At 75.6% G+C, this 17,542-nt stretch carries 15 protein-coding genes and 1 tRNA gene; 5 read left to right on the top strand and 11 right to left on the bottom strand.

The window, feature by feature from the left end:
- Positions 1–83: 83 nt before the first annotated feature.
- The 5 genes from AB0O91_RS35755 to AB0O91_RS35735 all read right to left on the bottom strand — a co-directional run bounded on the left by AB0O91_RS35755 (position 84) and on the right by AB0O91_RS35735 (position 7,857).
- On the bottom strand, positions 84–1,439 hold the full coding sequence (locus tag AB0O91_RS35755; RefSeq protein WP_363442177.1) for a PP2C family serine/threonine-protein phosphatase: 1,356 nt from the start codon (positions 1,437–1,439) through the stop codon (positions 84–86).
- 3 nt (positions 1,440–1,442) lie between these two features.
- A complete protein-coding gene (locus AB0O91_RS35750; RefSeq protein ID WP_363442175.1) occupies positions 1,443–3,950 on the bottom strand; it encodes a tetratricopeptide repeat protein in 2,508 nt (835 codons plus the stop codon).
- Between the two features lie 5 nt (positions 3,951–3,955).
- The gene (locus tag AB0O91_RS35745) at positions 3,956–5,341 is read right to left on the bottom strand and encodes a hypothetical protein (RefSeq protein WP_363442173.1); all 1,386 of its coding nucleotides are present in this window, start codon (positions 5,339–5,341) and stop codon (positions 3,956–3,958) included.
- Between the two features lie 202 nt (positions 5,342–5,543).
- A complete protein-coding gene (locus tag AB0O91_RS35740; RefSeq protein ID WP_363442171.1) occupies positions 5,544–6,518 on the bottom strand; it encodes a transporter substrate-binding domain-containing protein in 975 nt (324 codons plus the stop codon).
- 16 nt (positions 6,519–6,534) lie between these two features.
- On the bottom strand, positions 6,535–7,857 hold the full coding sequence (locus AB0O91_RS35735; RefSeq protein ID WP_363442169.1) for a hypothetical protein: 1,323 nt from the start codon (positions 7,855–7,857) through the stop codon (positions 6,535–6,537).
- A gap of 473 nt (positions 7,858–8,330) precedes the next feature.
- On the opposite strand from AB0O91_RS35735, the gene AB0O91_RS35730 reads away from it, so the two are divergent.
- Positions 8,331–8,906, top strand: coding sequence for a nucleosidase (locus AB0O91_RS35730; RefSeq protein ID WP_363442167.1), 576 nt, complete (start codon positions 8,331–8,333; stop codon positions 8,904–8,906).
- Between the two features lie 133 nt (positions 8,907–9,039).
- Positions 9,040–9,573 carry a DinB family protein gene (locus tag AB0O91_RS35725; protein ID WP_363442165.1) on the top strand — a complete coding sequence of 178 codons (534 nt, stop codon included), beginning with the start codon at positions 9,040–9,042 and terminating at the stop codon, positions 9,571–9,573.
- Between the two features lie 67 nt (positions 9,574–9,640).
- On the opposite strand, the gene AB0O91_RS35720 is transcribed toward AB0O91_RS35725, so the two are convergent.
- Positions 9,641–9,994 carry a DoxX family protein gene (locus AB0O91_RS35720; RefSeq protein WP_363442163.1) on the bottom strand — a complete coding sequence of 118 codons (354 nt, stop codon included), beginning with the start codon at positions 9,992–9,994 and terminating at the stop codon, positions 9,641–9,643.
- Between the two features lie 109 nt (positions 9,995–10,103).
- On the opposite strand from AB0O91_RS35720, the gene AB0O91_RS35715 reads away from it, so the two are divergent.
- Positions 10,104–11,003 (top strand): LysR family transcriptional regulator, encoded by a 900-nt coding sequence (locus AB0O91_RS35715; protein WP_363442161.1) that lies wholly within the window; start codon positions 10,104–10,106, stop codon positions 11,001–11,003.
- Between the two features lie 200 nt (positions 11,004–11,203).
- Here AB0O91_RS35715 and AB0O91_RS35710 read toward each other — a convergent pair whose 3' ends face one another.
- A complete protein-coding gene (locus AB0O91_RS35710) occupies positions 11,204–12,754 on the bottom strand; it encodes an AMP-binding protein (protein WP_363442159.1) in 1,551 nt (516 codons plus the stop codon).
- Positions 12,755–12,840: 86 nt separating this feature from the next.
- Positions 12,841–13,395, bottom strand: coding sequence for a hypothetical protein (locus tag AB0O91_RS35705; protein WP_363442158.1), 555 nt, complete (start codon positions 13,393–13,395; stop codon positions 12,841–12,843).
- 337 nt (positions 13,396–13,732) lie between these two features.
- Here AB0O91_RS35705 and AB0O91_RS35700 point away from each other — a divergent pair, with 337 nt between their 5' ends.
- Positions 13,733–14,407: a DUF4232 domain-containing protein gene (locus AB0O91_RS35700; protein WP_363442156.1), complete on the top strand. Its 675-nt coding sequence runs from the start codon at positions 13,733–13,735 to the stop codon at positions 14,405–14,407.
- A gap of 40 nt (positions 14,408–14,447) precedes the next feature.
- On the opposite strand, the gene dmpI is transcribed toward AB0O91_RS35700, so the two are convergent.
- The gene (gene dmpI / locus AB0O91_RS35695) at positions 14,448–14,630 is read right to left on the bottom strand and encodes a 4-oxalocrotonate tautomerase DmpI (RefSeq protein ID WP_363442154.1); all 183 of its coding nucleotides are present in this window, start codon (positions 14,628–14,630) and stop codon (positions 14,448–14,450) included.
- Positions 14,631–14,755: 125 nt separating this feature from the next.
- Complete coding sequence (locus AB0O91_RS35690; RefSeq protein WP_363442152.1) at positions 14,756–15,652, bottom strand: LysR family transcriptional regulator; 897 nt, start codon at positions 15,650–15,652, stop codon at positions 14,756–14,758.
- 147 nt (positions 15,653–15,799) lie between these two features.
- Here AB0O91_RS35690 and AB0O91_RS35685 point away from each other — a divergent pair.
- Positions 15,800–15,883 (top strand) — tRNA-Leu (locus tag AB0O91_RS35685).
- A gap of 52 nt (positions 15,884–15,935) precedes the next feature.
- On the opposite strand, the gene AB0O91_RS35680 is transcribed toward AB0O91_RS35685, so the two are convergent.
- On the bottom strand, positions 15,936–17,261 hold the full coding sequence (locus tag AB0O91_RS35680; protein WP_363442150.1) for a hypothetical protein: 1,326 nt from the start codon (positions 17,259–17,261) through the stop codon (positions 15,936–15,938).
- Positions 17,262–17,542: the final 281 nt, after the last annotated feature.

The following is a 17,542-nucleotide window of genomic DNA, read 5'->3' as shown; positions in this document are numbered from 1 at the left end:
GAGGAGTGGATGCGGGAAGGTCGGTGGTCGGTCCGGCGGACGGGGGCCGTCGGTCCGGGCGCGGCCGGTCGGCCGGTCGACCGTCAGGCGGTCGGCGGGTGCGGCGGCTGGGGCGGGACGGGCGGTGCGGGCGGTGCGGAGGGTGCCGCCGGGGCGGCCGGCGGCGGGGCGAGGGGCGGCGCGGGCGGGACGGCCGGGACCGTGACGGCCGGGGCCGGGGCCTGTACCGGGGGCAGCGGGGCGGCGGCGGAGCCGATCACCGGGAGGTCCGGCAGGGTCGGCTCGTGGTCCTCGTCGTCGTCGGCCCCGGCGGCGGCCGGGGCGCCGGGACGCCGAACGACCTTGAGGTCCAGCGCGGTGGGCGTCTCGGCGATCTCCGCCAGTGCGGCGGCGGAGGGTTCGATCGGCAGCACCGCGACGGTGATGTTGTCGTGCCCGCCGGCCGCGACGGCGAACTTCACCAGGGTCTGCGCGGCCGCGAGCGGTTCGGTGCGGGCGTCCGGGCGGACGTAGTACGCCAGGTCGGTGGCCGCCTCGGCGTAGTTCCACAGCCCGTCGGTGCAGATCAGCAGCACCCCGGGGACGTGCGGGGCGAAGGCGAGGGTGTGCGGCACGACCTCCTCGGCGTCGGCGCCGAGCCAGCCGGTGATCGCGTGGGCGCGCGGGTCGGCGTACGCCTCGGCCTCGCCCATCAGCCCGGCCTCGACCATCCGGGCCGCCCAGGAGTCGTCCTGGGTGAGCCGGAAGGGCTCGGCGCCGGCCCGGTCGTCCGGGATCCAGTACGCCCGGGTGTCGCCGACCCAGCCGATGGTGATCCGGCCGTTCGCCGCTATCGCGCTGACGTAGGTGCAGGCGGGCGCGTTGAGGTCGGGGCGGACCGGGCCGGCGCCGTCGGCGGCGAGGTCGGCGACGGCCTTGGCGGCGTCGGCGATCGCCGCGCGCATCGCCTGCTCCGGGTCCCGGCCGGCCTCCAGCGAGGTCAGCAGGGATTCCGAGGCGGCGTCGACGGCGGTCTCCGAGGCCTCGTCCGGGCGGTCGGAGGAGGAGACGCCGTCGCACACCACGGCGACCACGACCGGCTCGCCGCCGGGCAGCGAGGTGGCGGCGACGGTGAAGGAGTCCTCGTTGCGGTGGTGGCGGACGCCGCGGTCGCTGACCCCGGCGACGCCCGCGAGCGACTTCTCCATGTGGTCGCGCGGGCGCGGCTGGGCGCTGCCGCAGCCCTCGCAGTAGCCGTCCTCGGTGACCTGTGCCTGCCCGCAGTGGACGCAGACCGGCCCGCGCTGCGGCGGCACGGCCTCACCGCGGGCGGTGGCCCAGCTCGCGGGCATCGCGCCCGGGGCCGCCCGCCCGTCCCGGCCGGCCCCGCAGCGCCCGCAGTAGGCGTCCTCCGGCTCCATCGGCTCGGAACAGCTCGGGCACTCGGTCTGCTGCGGCATCGGCTACACCCACGTCCTGGGGCGGGCCCGGTTGGCCCGTTCCACCATCTCGATCCTGGTCTCGGCCCGGTCGGCCAACCGGGCGAGTACCCGGTAGGACTGTTCCAGGGCGAAGCGCAGTTCCCGCTCCACGGCGGGACGTCCCAGGACCACCAGGTCGGAGCCCTGGCCGGCCCCGGCCGAGCCGGCGCCGACCCAGCCGAGGGCCGCGCCGAGCACCTCGACCGAGAGCTCCTCGCGGCGGCGGTCGTCCAGCCGCAGCGCGGTCAGCTGGGCGGAGCCGGCGGCGAGGTCGGGGGCCAGCGGGTCGGTGGCGGCGCGTTCGCGCAGCCGGGCGCGGACGGCGGCGATCCGGGCGGCGGTGTACTGGCTGGAGGTGGCCGGGACGGTCTCCAGGACGCGCACCGCGGCGGGCCGGTCGTCCTCGGTGAGGCGGACCCGGGCCAGGCCGAAGGCGGCGCTGAGGTAGGACCGGTCGGTGGTCCAGACCAGGCGGTAGAACTCGGCGGCGTCGCCGCCGTCGCCGAGCAGTTCGGCGCAGATGGCCAGGGCGAGCTTGGGTGCGGCCTCGCCGGGGAAGGCGTCGTAGACCGCGTCGAAGGCCTCGGCGGCGGCCCGCAGTTGGGCTTCGGTGGCGTCCGCGGCGGCGCGGACCAGGGCGACCAGCCCGCGGTACCAGACCACCCGCCAGTCGTCCGGGTGGTCGTGCTCCAGCTCGGCCAGCGCGGTCCCGGCCGCGCCGTGGCGGCCGAGTTCGAGCAGGGCGCGCAGTTCGCGCAGCCGGCTCTCCACCGAGACGGCCGGGGCGGCGCCGAGGGCGGCGAGCGCCTCCTCGGGGTCGGCGGCGAGCAGGGTGGCGAGGAAGCCGGCGTTGGGGTCGCCGGGCTCGACCCGGGGGACGGGCAGCGCGAGGGCGGCGGCCGCCGGGTCGAGGGCGGTCACCCGGAGCTGCCCGGCCTGGTCGGCGGGCAGCACCAACTCGGTGTCCACGACGCGCAGTTCGGGGCCGAACAGGGTGGACGGCGCGGGCCGGGGCCGGTCGTCCTGGAGGGCCAGGATCTCCCGCAGCACACCGGTCAGCTGGTCGGCCATCTCCTCGGCGGAGGAGAAGCGGCGGGCCGGGTCCGGGTCGGTGGCGCGGACCAGGAAGCGGTAGTACGACTCGTAGCGCGCGAAGACCTCGACGTCCTCGGGGCCGGGCAGCGAGTCCCGGTAGGTGGTGCTGTAGCCCTGGAAGTCGAAGGTGAGCACCGCGAGGGTGCGGGCCACGGTGTAGAGGTCGGAGGCGGGGGAGGGGCCGTCGGTGGCGATCTCCGGGGCCTGGTAGCCGATGGTGCCGTAGATCGGGCCGTCGTCGTCGAAGCGGCGGACCGCGCCCATGTCGATGACCTTGAGCGTGTCGCCGCTCTGGATCACGTTGTCGATCTTGAAGTCGCAGTAGATCAGGCCCCGGCCGTGCAGGTAGCCCAGTGCCGGCAGCGCCTCCAGGGCGTACGCGATGGCCTGCTCGACCGGCAGCGGCTCGCGCCGGCCGTCCGCGGTGCGGCGGTCGTTGGCGATGTCCTTGAGCGACTTGCCGCCGACGAACTCCATCACGATGTAGCCGTCGGTGGAGCCGGTGCGCAGGTCCGGGTGCTCGGCGAAGTTGATGATCCGGACGATGTTCGGGTGGTCCACCTCGGCCAGGAAGCGCCGCTCGGCGACGGCCGCGGCGAGCGCGTCCTCGTCCCCGGTGTCCAGCAGGCCCTTGAGCACCACCCACTTGTCGTTGACCCGCCGGTCCACCGCCAGGTAGATCCAGCCGAGCCCGCCGTGCGCCAGGCAGCCGACCACCTCGTACTGCCCGCCGACCAGGTCGCCGCGGCGCAGCTTGGGCGTGAAGGAGTACGGCGTGCCGCACTTGGTGCAGAAGCCGTCCGGGCGGCCCGGCTGGCCGTTCTTCTCCCGGCCCACCGGGGCCTCGCACTTGGAGCAGAACCGCTTGCGCTCGGGCACCTCGGGGTTGGCCAGTACCGCCAGCGACGGGTCGGCCGTCTCCACCGTCGGTACGGTGACCAGGCCGGCGCCCAGCCGGTTGCGGGTGCCCGCGCTGACGCTGCCGCGGGTGGAGCGCACCGAGACCGAGCGGCTGCTGCCGGTGCGGGTCGAGCGGTGCGAGCGGGAGCGGCCGGACATCGAGCGGCTGCTGCCGGTGCGGGTCGAGCGGACCGAGCCGCTGCGGGCGGAGTCCGGGGTGGCCCGGGCGGACGGGACGTAGGGGTGGGTGACCCCCGTGTCGGCGCCGGGCGGGGTCAGGCCGCACTCGTCGCAGTAGTTGTCCGCGTCGATGGTGCCCGAGCAGTCCCGCGGGCACGGCGAGCCGGGGCCGGCGGCGGCCGGCGGGGGCGGTGCCGACACCGCGGCCGCCGCCGTCGACGCCCCCGCGGGCGCCAGCCCGCACTCGTCGCAGTAGCCGTCGGCGTCGATCCTGCCGCTGCCGGAGCAGTCCGGCCGTACGCACGTCTCGCCCATCAACCTCAGCCCCCCTGTACCTGTCCGTCGACCGGCGTCTGGCCGGTCCCGTGTGCCTGTCCGCCCCCGGGCGGCCGCGCGTCCCCGGCGGCCTCGCCCTGGGCCGGGCGCAGCGACTGCTGGAAGCGGGCCACCGCGGCGGCCGCCGCCCGCAGGTCGCACGGCGCGCTCCAGAGCAGCCAGCGCGCCTTCTCGTAGCGTTCGATCACTTCCGGGTCCTCGGCGACCCGCATCCGGGCCGCCATCGCCTTGTAGGCGTCCAGCCGGCCGCGCAGCTCGGCCCGGACGGCCAGCGGCTGGGTGACCTCGGTGAGCGAGTGCCGGGCCCGGGCCAGCTCCTTGGCGGCGGCGTCCTCCAGCGCGTCCAGCAGCGGCGCCAGCCGGCCCCACTGCCCGCCCTGGCGCAGGTCCAGCGCGGTGACGATCCGTTCGCGCAGGGCCGAGGCCGGGCCGGGCACCGCCGGCACGTCGCTGGCCGCTATCTTCGCCAGCACCTCGCCGCGGGCCCGGCGGGCCTCGGCCAGGGTGGCGTCGGCCCGCTGGAGCAGGTCGCCGACGCCCTGCAGCCGCTCCTCGGCGTCGTCGCGCAGCCGTAGCAGGTTCTCCAGCTCCAGCCGGACGCCGTCCAGCGCCCGGCCGGCCCGGTCGAACCGCTCGGTGTCCACCACCCCGGAGGGGGAGGCGAAGGCCTCGCCCTCCGGCACCGTGCCGCGCTGGGCGGGCACCCGGGCCGGGCGCCACAGCGCCAGCGGGTCCTCGCGGACCTCGGTGCGCAGCTCGGTGAGGTCGCGTTCCAGCCCGTCCAGGTCGTCGCCGAGCGGGTGGCCGCCGGTGCGCACGCCGAGCGAGGCGGCCAGCGTCCGCACCCGGTGCAGCTCGGCCAGCAGCAGGTCGATCCGGGCCGGCAGCGCCGACCAGACCGCGTCGGCCGCGCTGACCACCTCCAGCACGGTGGCGTACCAGGAGTTCATCCGGGCCATCAGCGCGTCCAGGCTGATCCGCTCGACCAGCTTGGCGGGCGCGCCCAGCAGTTGCGGCCCGTCCGGCACCGCGCCGCCGGGGACGGTCACCGCGTCGCCGGTCAGCAGCTCGCTCAGCTCGGCGAGTTCGGGTGCCCCGGGCTTGGCCTTGCGGGCCCGGACGGCGCGCGCCGAGGCGAGCGCCTCGGAGTAGCGGTCGAACAGCGCCCAGAGCAGCGGCAGGCCCTTGCCGGCGACCGACCAGCGCTCCAGGGTGCGGCCGGACAGCTCGGCGCCGTCCAGCAGCCGCAGGCCCGGGTGGTCCTGGAGGGCGAGCAGCGCCGACTCGACCGCGTCCCGCTCCGCGCCGAGGCGCGCGAGGGCGCGGTCCACCTCCTCCCGGCTCAGTACCGGGCCAGCCGATGCCGCCACCGCGGTGTCCTTCCTTCCTCGCGTGCGAAGCCGTCGCGTGCGACGGGCCGTCCCACGACAACCCCCGTGTCCACCACCGGTCTCCCCGTGGTGATCGTCCCGAACCCTAGCCGGTGGCCGTGCGGGCGGTGCGGGCGCGGGGCGTCAAGACGACGTCAACGCCCCGCGCCCGGACCGCTCCGTACCCGACCCGGACCGGGCGTCAGTGCGGCACCGGCCAGTAGTGCTCGGCGTCGTTGACCATGTACGGCTTCAGCCAGCGGTCGTAGCTGCGCCCCCAGTCGCCGCTGCTGTGGTAGTCGGCCAGCACCTGGTTGACCCGGGCGGTGAGGTCCGGGCTGCTCTTGAGCATGGCGACGCCGATCACCTCGGGCTTGAGGTCGCCGTCGACGATCCGCACGGTCTGGTCCTGGGCCGCCTGACCGGCCGCCAGGCCGGCGTCGGTCATGGTGGCGTCGACCTTGCCGAGCTGCATCAGGACCAGGCAGTCCAGCTGGTTCTCCACGACCGTCAGGTGCGCGCCGGTGTCCTTCTTGGCCCCCTCCTTGGTGGGGTCGAAGACGTCGGCGGCGGTCGACCCCTTGGCGACGCAGACGTTCCGGCCGGTGATCGCCTCGTCCAGGTTCTTCGCCGGGGAGGTCTTCGGGACCAGCACCCGCTGGGTGATGCTGAAGTACGGCTTGGAGAAGGCGACGTCCTGCATCCGCTGGCAGCTGATGGTCATGGTGCGGACGATCAGGTCGACCCGGCCCAGCTTCACCGCGTCGACCCGGTCGGCGGTGGCCACCGGCTTGAGCACCACCTTGTCCGGGTCGCCCATGATGGCGGTGCCGATCGCCCGGGCGAGGTCGATGTCGAAGCCCTCGATCTGGCCGGTGTTCGGGTTGCGGGCACCCCAGCGGTAGCTGTTCTGGTCCACGCCGATCACCAGGCTGCGCTTGGCCTTGATGGCCTTCACGGCCGGGCCGTCCGCCGAGCTCGGCGGCACGCTGGCGTAGAGGTCGCAGCTGTCGGACTGGTCCTGGGCCTGCTGGACGGCCAGCGGCGCGGCCTGCGGCACGGCGGCCGGTGCGGCCGGTGCGGCGCCGGAGGGGCCGCCCCCGCCGAGCACGGCCGCGCAGGCCGCCAGCACGGCCACGGCGGCGGCGGTCCTGGTCGGTACGGTTCTGGTGCGCATCGTTTCCGTTCCCCCTCTACCGGTACTCGGCGAGTCGTCGGCCCAGGCCGCGCAGCGCGGCGGCCGCGGCCGCCAGACCGAGCAGCGCCGCCGCGACCGCGGCCAGCCGCAGCTCCCCGGCGGTGCCGTCGGCGGCGGCCGTGAACCGGGCCTGCTCGATGTCGGCGGCCTGGGCGAGCGCCCGGTCGGTCGCGTTGAAGGCGGCGTCGGCGGTGTTGGTGCCGTCGGTGGCCGACACCGTCTGGTTCAGCGCGCCCTGGTAGTCGGCGTTGTCCACCTCGGCGTTGTGGGCGGCGAGTTGCTTCTGCTGCCAGCTGTCGTACGCGGTCGCGGCGGTGGCCAGGGCCTCCTGGGCGGCGCCGGGGGCGAGGGCCATCGCGTTCGGCAGCGAGCCGGTGCGCTGCGCCATCGGGACCTTGCTCGACGGGTCCCCGGCCAGGTGCTTGACGAGGTCCGTGTACTGCGCGGCGTACGTGGCGGTGGAGCCGCGCGCCACCAGGTTGAGGTTCTCCGCCAGCCGGGCGGTCAGCGCGTCCACCCGGGCCGCGTTGAGCGCCCGCAGCGGGGTCGCCCCGTCGCGGTCGCTCCTGGCCAGGTCCGCGCCGGTGGTCAGCCCGGCCACGGCGAGCCAGAGCGTGCCGGCCAGCACGGCGGCGGTGGCGCCCAGCAGGCCCACGTTGAACACCCGGTTGGTGCGGCGGAACAGGGTCAGCTGCACCCAGCCCAGCGCGGCCAGGGCCAGCACCGCCAGGACGTACGCCCCCCACGGGACCGCCCGGGCCGAGGCGTAGTCGTCCGCCAGTTCGTCGTTCTCTATGGTGGTCAGCTCGGCGGCGGCCGGCAGCAGCACGGTCTGCATCTGCTCGGAGGCGTACCGCAGGTAGGCGCCGCCGAGCGGGATGCCCTGCCGGTTGTCGGCCCGCGCGGATTCCACCAGACCGGCGTACACCGGGAGTTGCTGGTTCAGCCGGGTGAGTGAGTCCTGTGCCGGGGAGGTCGCGGTGGTCCGGGCGGCGGCCTGGGAGACCAGCTGGGCGGCCTGGGCGAGGTCCTGCTCGTAGCGGGCCCGGACGTCCCTGGGCTCGGCGCCGGCCAGCAGGAAGCCGGAGGCCGCGGTGGTGGCGGCGTCGGCCAGCGAGCGGTGGATCTCGGCGGCGTCCCGGCTCAACGGCTGGCTGTGCGAGACCACCCGGTCGGCGGCCTGCGCCCGGCTCTCCAACTGCCAGGCGGTGAGCCCGCCGAAGGCCACGGTGAGCACCGCGAGCACCACCCCGGCCAGCCGCAGCCGGCCCGGCGGCGTCCGGGTGGCCTGCGCCAGCCGGGCGCGCGCGCCGCGCACGCCGCGGGCCGGCACCCCCGCCCCGGGGCGCCCCGCGGGCGGCCCGGCGCCCGGCCCGGCCGACGGCCGCACCGCGGAGCCGGGTGGTACCGCCCCCCGGCGCGCCGTCGGATCGCCGTACGGAGCCGCCCCCGGCACGGCCGGTGGCCCGCTCGGCCGTGCCGGGAACGCGGCGCCCGGTGCGCCGTTGCCTACTGGTGTTGCCACCTGCCTCATCCTCCCCAGGGGGCCGGACCCGACACCCGGGGCCCGACCGATGGCAGCAGTATGGCCGTGACTCCCCCCGGCCACACCTGACTTGCGCCGATCTTGAGCATGTCGTGCACGGTTCCCGCACGCTCCCGTCCGGCCCGTACCGCTCCGGGCGGCCCGACGGGGAGGCGGCGATCCGTGCGACGCCGACCGTGCCCCGCGCGGTTCCGCGCCGCGCTGTTCCCGGGCCCGGCGCACCCCGGCTCCGTACGATGGGGCCCATGCGACTGCTTGGAACGATCTCGCCCGACCGCCCGCTGCTCGTCGTCGCGGTCCGCGAGGAGGCCGCCCACCTGGACGACCGGCTGCCCGTGCTGCTCACCGGGATAGGGAAGGTCAACGCCACCGCGGCCCTGGCCACCGTCCTGGCCCGGGGCGAGCGGCCCTCCGAGGTGATCAACCTCGGCACGGCCGGCGCGCTGCGCACCGGCTGGGCGGGTATCCACCACGTCGTCCAGGTGATCCAGCACGACCTGGACACCGAGGTCCTGCACTCCCTCACCGGGCGCAGCTACGGCGCCCCACTGGTGGTCGGCAAGGGCGACGGGCCGGTGCTGGCCACCGGTGACCTGTTCGTCGACTCCCCGGAGGCGAAGCAGCGGCTGGCCGAGCACGCCGACCTGGTCGACATGGAGGGCTACGCGGTGGCCGCCGTCGCCCACCGGGCCGGGGTGCCGGTGCGACTGGTCAAGTACGTCAGCGACGAGGCCGGGGACGGCGCCGCGCACACCTGGCGGGAGTCGGTCGACGGCTGCGCCCGGCAGCTCGCGGACTGGGTGCACGGCCAGGGCTGGTGAGGGTCCACCGGATGGGTGCGGACGGCTAGGGCCTGTCTCCTGGATTTTGTCGGATCAGGCCGCGGTGGTGGGGTGCCTGCCCCAACACCGCGGCCCCGGCAAGGATCCAGGAGACAGGCCTTAGGGTGGCGCGGTGACCGAGAACACCGCGCCCCGGGGCGCCGCGCCGAGCAGGTCCGCCGACAGTCGCCCGCCGTGGGGCAACACCGATGAGCGGACCACCCTGCTGACCTTCCTGGACTACCTGCGCGAGGCCGTGATCGGCAAGCTGGACGGCGTCGGTGACGAGGACGCCGGGCGCCCCGGCGTCGCCTCCGGCACCAGCCTGCTGTGGCTGGTCCGGCACCTGACCGTGGTCGAGCTCAACTGGTTCGAGTACGCCTACGGCGGGCTGGGGGAGGAGCCGCGCTCCACCGGTGAACTCCCGTCCGGCGAGGGCGCGGTGGCCGAGGCGGTCGCCGCCTACCGGGACGCCGTCGCCCGGGCGAACGCGGTGGCCGCGGCCGCCCCGGACCTGGACCGGCCGGGCGTGCGCTCGCTGCGGCCCGATGTCACCGGGGGGCCGTCGCTGCGCTGGGTGCTGGTGCACATGATCGAGGAGACCGGGCGGCACGCCGGGCACGCGGACATCCTGCGGGAGCAGCTGGACGGGGCCGTCGGACGCTGACCGCCCGCCGTCGGGCCACGCGTACGGACCGCTGCTCCGCCCGCCGGCCGGCTCCGCCCGAACGGACCTACCGGCTCCGGAGAGTGAGGGCGAGGGTGGCGACGGCCAGGGCGAGGTAGGCGGCGGGGAAGTGGAGGTTGTGGAGGACCCGGGTGCGGAGGTGGGTGGCCACGGCGCCGATGTAGAACAGCACCAGGCCGACCGCCGCCGCCAGGCCCGGCAGCGGTTGGCCGAGCAGGCCGGCCAGCAGGCCGAGTGCGCCGGCCAGTTTGAGGGAGGCCAGCCACGGCACCCACTCCGGTCGGACCCGCACCTCGGCGGAGTTGGCCAGGACGAACGGGGCCTTGGCGAGGTCGGCGGCGGCGATCGCGGCGTTGGCGGCGACGGCGACGACGGTCACGGTGACCAGGGCGACGGACACGGGACTCCTCAGGGGGGAGAGGGTTGCGCTCGGGCGGGATCCGCCCTGCTGCCAAGCCTCTTCGGGGCGCTCCCCTTGCGTCCAATACCTGCTTCCATAACCTGGTGGAATGGATGTGGACACCCGGCTGCTGCGCACCTTCGCCGCGGTCGCCGAGGACGGCAGCCTGACCCGCGCGGCGGAGCGGCTGTACGTCTCCCAGCCCGCGCTGACCAAGCAGATCCGGCAGCTGGAGACCCTGCTCGGGGTGCCGCTGTTCGTCCGTTCCCGGGCCGGGATGGCGCTCACCGCGGCGGGTCGGAGCCTCGCGGCGCGGGTGCCGGGGCTGCTGGCCGACTGGGAGGCGGCGCTGCGGGAGACCCGGGGGGCGGCGAGCCGGGCCGGGCGGGTGCTGCGGGTCGGCTTCCTGGCCAGCGCCGCCAACGAGGCCACCCCGGGCATCGTGGCCGGGTTCACCGCCCGGCATCCGGGCTGGCGGGTCGAGATGCGGCACGCGGCCTGGTCGGACCCGACGGCGGGCCTGGCCGCGGGGGAGGCCGACGCGGCGCTGCTGCGGCTGCCGTTCCCCGGCCAGGAGCGGTGGCGGGTGGCGGGGTTGTCCGTCGAGCCGCGCTGGGTGGCGCTGCCCTCGGCGCACCCGCTGGCCGCCCTGGAGGTGGTCCCGTTCCGGGAGTTGTGGGACGAGCCGTTCGTGGCGGCCCCGGCCGGGACCGGCGGCTGGCGGGACTACTGGGTCGCGGCCGACGAGCGCGAGGGGCGCCCGGTCCGGATCGGCGCCGTGGTGGAGCACCCCGACGACTGGCTGAGCGCCATCGCGAACGGCTACGGCGTCGCCCTCGCGCCCGAGTCGACCGCCCGCTTCTACGCCCGCCCGGGCATCGCCTACCGGCCGGTGAGCGGGGTGAGCCCCAGCCGGCTCGCGGTGGCGTGGTCCCCGGCGGACGACGGCGACCCGGTGGTGCGGGACTTCGTGCGCTGCTGTCTGGACGGTGTCGCGGGGCAGCGGTGAACCGCGGCCCCCGCGGGGGAGGGGTGGCAGCCCTCAGCGCCGCCACCCCCCGTTGGCTTCTCGGCACCGGGGCGGGGGTTCATTGAGCCAAATCCCGCCTGGGGGTGAAACCGGGTGGGGATCCGGGCCGGGTTCGGTGCGGTTCCGGTGAGGGCCGGGTCGTACCGGTCCCGGCGGTCCCGGTACGACCCGGCACCGGTTCAGTGCGGGAGGCTCTCGCGCAGCCGCTTCTTGTCGGGCTTGCCGACGGCGGTCAGCGGGATGGCGTCGACCAGGTGGAGGGCTTCGGGGGCGTAGATGCGGCCCTTGGCGGCGGTGACGAAGGCGCGGACCTCCTCCAGCTGCGGCCGGTGTCCCGGGGCGGGGACGACGGCGACGTGGACGTGTTCGGCCTGCTGCTCGTCGTGGACGCCGTAGACGGCGCACTGGGCGATGCCCGGGTGGGTGAGGAGCAGTTCCTCGACCTCGGTGGGGTAGACGTGGCCGCCGACGACGATGATCAGGTCCTTGAGGCGGTCGGCGAGGTAGAGGTAGCCGTCCGCGTCGAAGTAGCCGACGTCGCCGGTGTCCAGCCAGCCGTCCCGCAGCACCCGGGCGGTGAGGTCGGGCTGCTTCCAGTACCCGGCCATCAGCATCTTCGAGCGCACGTGCACCGCACCCTGCTCGCCGACGGGCAGGTCGGTGCCGTCGGTGGCGCGGATCGCCACCTCCACGTCGGGGAAGGGCCGGCCGACCGGCAGCGGGCCGTCGTCGCCGAAGCGCGGGTACTCCTCCGGGGTGAGGGCGGCGATCTTCTGGGCCTCGGACATGCCGTAGAGGCTGACCAGGACGGGCCCGAACACCTTGATCGCCTCGCGGATCCGGGCCGGGGAGGAGGCGCAGCCGCCGTAGTCGATCCGGCGCAGGCTGGACAGGTCGGTGCGGCCGACGGCCGGGTGGTCCAGCAGCTGGTAGAGCAGCGGGGGCAGCACCCACAGGTCGGTGATCTGCTCGCGCTCGATCGCGGCGAGGACGCGGCCGGGGTCGAAGGAGCGCTGGAGGACGACGGATCCGCCGTGCCGGAGCGTCAGGTCGGTGAGGACGCCCGCCAGGTGGGCGAGGGAGGTGGCGGCGAGCAGGCGGGGCGGCCGGCCGTCCGCGTTGCCGGGGAGCGGCTGGTCGAAGAACCGGCGGTAGGGGCCGTGGAGGCTGAGGATGCCCTTGGGGATGCCGGTGGTGCCGCCGGTGTGGCGGATGCCGAGGTCGTCGTCGGGGCCGACCGGGACGGCCGGGTCCTCGGCGGGGTGGTGGGCGGAGGCGGCGATCGCGTCCGGGCCGATGCCCTCGGGGGCGGGGCCGAGGGTGAGGACGGTCGGGGCGGCGGGGCCGGCCTGGAGCAGCGGGAGCAGGGCGGGGGCGTCGGCGTACCGCTCGGCGTCGACGAGCAGGACGGTGGTGTCGACGCTGGTGGTGATCTCGGCCAGGACCGGGGCGCTCATGCCGTCGTACAGGTTGACCACCCGGGCGCCGGCCAGGCCCGCGGCGTAGCGGGCGCTGAGCGCCTCGGGGGTGTTGCCGGTGAGCAGGGTGACGGTGGCGCCGCGGCCGGCGCCGCGGGCGATCAGCTCGTGGGCGAGCCGGTAGGTGGCGGCGGCGAACTCGCCGCCGGTGATCTCGACGCCGTCGGCGGTGGTGATGGCACGCCGGTCGGGGTCGGAGGCGAGGGAGCGGAGGATCAAAGCGGGTGCGCTGACGAACTCCGGCTCACTCATGGCCACTTCTTCCTTGTAGTTTGCAACCATGTCGTCAGGCTAACCCCACCCCCCGACCGGTACCGGCGAGTTTTGGCCAGTCCCGGTCAGAAAGTCGTCGGTGGGCGAAGGACCAGGTCGGAGGCGGCGTCCCAGTACTCGTCGAACGCTGTGACGATCACATATCCGGCCTGGCCGGGGAGTTCGGGGATCAACGCGCTGCGGCAGCCGTGGCCGTGGTGGACCTCCACCCGCACGGGTGCGCCGTCGAGCCGGAGCAGGCCGGTGCCGCTGCCCTCGAAGGCCGGGAACGGCTCGGTCCGGGGGTCGAACGTGGAGCGGCCGGAGTTGGCCAGGAAGTTGGCCAGTTGGGACTCCGGGGTGGTGCGGGAGTCGATCCGGTGCCCGGGCGGCAGCGGGCGCGAGGTCTGCACGACGGCGGTGAACTCGCGACCCAGGTGGTAGTCGAGGTCGAGGTGGCAGAGGTGGTGGTCGGTGGACTGGCGGCCGACCAGGAGGAACCAGTCCGGCGGGGCGTCCCGGACGGCCGCGATCCGCCCGCCCCACTCCTCGGCGGTCTCGCGCGGAGTGGGGCGGTGGGCGTCGTGCGGGCGCTCGCTGCGGAACATCGGTGCCTCGATTCGCTGACGGGAGACGCTCATTGAGCCATCGTCACGCACCGCTGGACGCGCTGACCCCGGTCGGTCAAGATCCTTCGGGTCACGGGTCTGTCCCAGCGGGCGGCGGCCGCGGGCGGCGGTGGACGGCGGCCGGAGCGCGGCTCGGAACCTGCCCGGAACCGCTGCTCCGACCGGCCCGGGGCGCGCCGCGGCCGGTGGCGGGGCGTCGCGGTGCCCGGCCGTTCGTGTAACAGGCCTGTAGTGGCGGCCGGGTGGGCGGAACGGTTCACCGGGCGGCGCGGTCCTGCTCTCCGGAACGCCCGCTGGTACCGACCCGTACCGAGCAGCCGGAAAGCCACCCGACACCGAGGAAGTCACGATGCGCGCTCACAAGCTCACCTTCGCCGCCCTGGCCGTTGCCGCGGGTCTCTCGCTCACCGCCTGCCAGAACGACGACACCGGCACGGACCAGGCCAAGCCGTCGACCGCGCCGAGCGCGGCGGCCACCGTGCCCGCCGCGCCCACCGGCGCCGCCCCGGGCGGGAAGACCGCCGGCGGTACGGCCCCCGGTGCGGCGACCCCCGGCGCGAAGGGCACGGCCGCCGGGAGCGGCTCCACCGACGCGGGCAAGGCCGGCGCCAAGTGCCGGACCGAGGACCTGGCGATCACGGCCGCGGACCGCACCATCGACGGCGACGAGAACCGCACCGTCGTGGTCGAGTTGAAGAACCACAGCGGCCACGACTGCGCGATCTCCGGGTACGCCGGCGTCGACCTGAAGACCAACGCGGGCTCGCTGTCCGCGCAGCGCTCCGGCGAGCCGGTCGTCCCGGGCGTGCTCAAGAACGGGAAGTCGACCTTCTTCGGCATCAGCTACCCGGAGAACAAGACGGGCGGCACCGGCGTCCGCATCACCGGACTGGTGGTGACCCCGCCGGACGAGACCCAGTCGGTCACCCTCCCCTGGCCGGGCGCCGCCTCGCTGCCGGTCTCGGACCGCCCCGGCACCCCGGTGAAGATCGGCCCGATGGGCAGCGCCGGCCAGGCCAACTGACCGGCGCCGCAAGGCCGTCGGCGGTCGGCGGGCGCGACCGCTACTTGTCCGCGGTGAGCCGGCCCGCCGAGCCCCAGTCCTCCGGCCGGTACTCGTTGACGAACACGAACACGCTCTCGGCCGGGACGCCCAGCGTCTCGACGAAGGCGGTGGTGACCTTCTCGACCAGCTCGCGCTTCTGGGCGACCTCGCGCGGACCCTGCTGAATGGTGACGATCGGCATCTTCGGCTCCTGACCGGGGTTCGGTGCCGGGCTCCTCCGCCCGGCGCTCCCGCCGGGTTCTCCGGCTGGGAACAGTCCACCCGACCGGGCCGCCCGCACCCAGACCCGATCCGCTCTGGCAGCGATCACGAATCCTGATCGTCCCCGCTCACGGGCGTGCTGCGACAGGCCTCCAGGAGGAGCCGGGGGAGCGGGGCGGAGCGCCGGACGGCGAGCGAGGTCGGCAGCGCCAGCGGGGTCCGGCAGGGGCGGAAGGCGACCCGGTGGACGTTCACCAGCCGGGCGTTGGCGGCGTACACCACCGTCCACATCGGGGCCCCGGAGCCGATCGAGGCCAGGGTGTCCTGGAGGGTGCTGTGCACCGGCCCGAGTACCGGCCGGAAGCCGGCCCGCGCGCAGGCGTCCGTCACCAGGTCCACCAGTGCCGGGTGGCCGGCCCGCTCGGTCAGCCGCAGCGGCAGCTCGGCGAGGTCCGCGAGGTCCACCTCGGGCCGCTCGGCGAGCGGGTGCCGGGCGGGCAGCGCGAGCACCAACTCGTCCTCCCAGACCGGCAGGAAGCGCAGATCGGGGTTCTGCTCGGCGATCGCCCCGCGCACGAAGGCGGCGTCCAGGCGCCCGTCCGACACCCGGGCCAGCCGCTCCCGCACCCGGGCGTCCTGGAGCTCCACGCGCACGGCGGGCGCCCGGCGCCGGTAGGTGTCCAGGATCAGGTCGAGCCGCTCGCCGAGCGCCGTGACCGTCCCCAGCCGCAGCACGGCCGGCTCGGCCAGGTCGGCGGCCAGCGCCCGGGCGGCGTCCTCGGCCGCCAGCACCTTGCGGGCGGCGGGGAGGAAGCGCTCCCCGGCCGGGGTCAGCCGGACGTACCGGGGCGAGCGGTCGAACAGCTCGACCTTCAGCTCCCGCTCCAGCCGCCGCACCTGCTGGCTCACCGCCGGCTGGCCGAGCAGCAGCCGCTCGGCGGCCCGGCCGAAGTGCAGTTCCTCGGCCACGGCGACGAAGCAGCGCAGCTGCCGTAGCTCCATGCGGTCCCCCTGCTCGCTCTGCTCGTTCCGCCGCTCCGCCCGGTGCGCCGGCCGGACCATCGTCCCAGGCGGGGGGTGCGGGGGAGACGGACGGAGGTGGTCGGAGGTACCCCTCGGGATGGTCTATAGTTAACCCATCACCCAGATGCGCGGGTGGCGGAATAGGCAGACGCGCTGGATTCAGGTTCCAGTGCCCGAAAGGGCGTGGGGGTTCAACTCCCCCCTCGCGCACAGCGAACGGCCGGTCGATCCTCGGATCGACCGGCCGTTTTGTCGTTCCGTCTCACAGGTACAGCGGGTGGGGCTGGGCCGAGCCCGCGACGTTGTGGCGCTCGGCGTGGCCGGCCCGGACGAAGGCGGAGGCGATCCGGCCCTCGACGGCGCCCAGGGCGAGGTCGTGGCGCGGCGCCGGCCCGTCCGTGGCGGCGAGGACCGGGCTGCTGACGTACTCCTGGACGAGCCAGCCCTCGGCCGCCGCGACCCCGACGGCCTCCTCCCAGAGCGCCTCGGTGGTCTCCTTGCCGAGGACGACGCCGTGCCCCCGGGTGTCCAGCGGGCGCTTGAGGACGTGCCGGGCGCGGTCCCGGACGACGGTGCGCAGGGTCGCGGCGTCGCAGTGGGCGAGGTTGCGCGACCAGGGGATGGTGGGCCGGACCCGGTCGAGGTCGGCCGGGTCGAAGAGGTGGGCGAAGCGGGGGTCGGAGAGGACGGCCAGGCAGAGCTTGTTGTCGCCGACCAGCCGGCCGCGCAGGCCGTTCTGGACGAACAGCGCCTCCTCGCGCACCGCCCGCAGGTACGGCTGCGCCCCGTCGCCCATGTGCAGCAGCTCCTGGATGCCGACCTTGGTGAAGGAGTGCCGGACCGGTTCCCCGTGCAGGGTGACGCCGCCGCCGGGCGCGGGCCGGAGTTCGCGGGGGTCGGCGTGCAGGGTGCGCACGCCGAGGGCGGTCAGGGCCGCGTCGTAGTCCAGGATGTCGGCGCGGTAGCCACCCCGGGGGAGGAGCAGGGCGACGGTGTCGGGGCGGGTGCCGGTCTGCTGTTCGGCGAGCTCGGTCAGCCAGCGCCCGGGCCAGGCGGGGTCGTCGGAGGGCAGTGGCGGGGGCAGGGCGATGCCGTGCCCGGTGAGCAGCGGACGCCAGGCGGTGCGGGCCCGGCCGGCGTTGGGCAGGCCGCCGGGGCAGTTCGCGTTGGTCTCCAACACCCGCAGGGTGCCGTCGGGTTGGGGCAGCAGGTCGAGCCGCAGCAGGTGCACCCGGGTGTCCCGGGCGGCCGCCACGTGCTCGCGCAGCGGTTCGGGGACGCTGACCACCGCACGGAGGTCCCGGTCGTGGTCCCAGGCGGCGAGGATGGTCTCGATCATGCGGTGGTAGGAGGCGACGTAGCCGTCCAGCTCCGCGCGCAGCTCCGGGCGGAGCCGCAGCGGCAGGCCGAGCCGCTGCGGGTGCCGCCGGACGATCTCGAAGGCCTGCGACTCGGCCAGCGCGCGTCCCTGCGGGGTCGCGGCGAGCGCCGCGACCTGGCGGGTGAAGTCCGGGTCCAGGCCGGCCCAGGCGTAGCCGCCCGGCCCGCCGCTCGGACTGTCCCCCGTGATTGTCTCGGTCGAGGTCATCCTCACCCCATCCCGGCCACCGGCCGATCGTGCGGACCTGCGGTGCGTTCCCGCGGGGATCATCGCGCGGCGCGGGGTCGGCGCACAGGGGAAGCGGGGAATCCGGTACCGGGACGCCGCGCGGGCCCGGTTCGGCGGCCCTTCCGGGGCCGCGGGCGGGCCGGAACGGGGTACAGGAGTGCGGGGGTGCGACGTACGGTCGGGGGGTCGGGGCGCGATCACCCGGCAACGGAGGTGCCGCACAAGGGCGTTGGCGCCGACCGGCCGAGCTGCGGCCACGA

It is taken from the genome of Kitasatospora sp. NPDC089797 (assembly GCF_040684795.1).
In the GTDB taxonomy this organism is placed as follows: Bacteria; Actinomycetota; Actinomycetes; order Streptomycetales; family Streptomycetaceae; genus Kitasatospora.
This window is presented reverse-complemented; position numbering and strand designations above follow the sequence as displayed.

Excerpts from the sequence above, each read along its gene's own strand:
- AB0O91_RS35740 (WP_363442171.1), bottom strand. The coding sequence starts at position 6,518 with ATGCGCACCAGAACCGTACCGACCAGGACCGCCGCCGCCGTGGCCGTG.
- AB0O91_RS35700 (WP_363442156.1), top strand. The coding sequence starts at position 13,733 with ATGCGCGCTCACAAGCTCACCTTCGCCGCCCTGGCCGTTGCCGCGGGT.
- AB0O91_RS35710 (WP_363442159.1), bottom strand. The coding sequence starts at position 12,754 with ATGAGTGAGCCGGAGTTCGTCAGCGCACCCGCTTTGATCCTCCGCTCC.
- dmpI (WP_363442154.1), bottom strand. The coding sequence starts at position 14,630 with ATGCCGATCGTCACCATTCAGCAGGGTCCGCGCGAGGTCGCCCAGAAG.
- AB0O91_RS35730 (WP_363442167.1), top strand. The coding sequence starts at position 8,331 with ATGCGACTGCTTGGAACGATCTCGCCCGACCGCCCGCTGCTCGTCGTC.
- AB0O91_RS35755 (WP_363442177.1), bottom strand. The coding sequence starts at position 1,439 with ATGCCGCAGCAGACCGAGTGCCCGAGCTGTTCCGAGCCGATGGAGCCG.
- AB0O91_RS35680 (WP_363442150.1), bottom strand. The coding sequence starts at position 17,261 with ATGACCTCGACCGAGACAATCACGGGGGACAGTCCGAGCGGCGGGCCG.
- AB0O91_RS35690 (WP_363442152.1), bottom strand. The coding sequence starts at position 15,652 with ATGGAGCTACGGCAGCTGCGCTGCTTCGTCGCCGTGGCCGAGGAACTG.
- AB0O91_RS35705 (WP_363442158.1), bottom strand. The coding sequence starts at position 13,395 with ATGAGCGTCTCCCGTCAGCGAATCGAGGCACCGATGTTCCGCAGCGAG.
- AB0O91_RS35715 (WP_363442161.1), top strand. The coding sequence starts at position 10,104 with ATGGATGTGGACACCCGGCTGCTGCGCACCTTCGCCGCGGTCGCCGAG.
- AB0O91_RS35750 (WP_363442175.1), bottom strand. The coding sequence starts at position 3,950 with ATGGGCGAGACGTGCGTACGGCCGGACTGCTCCGGCAGCGGCAGGATC.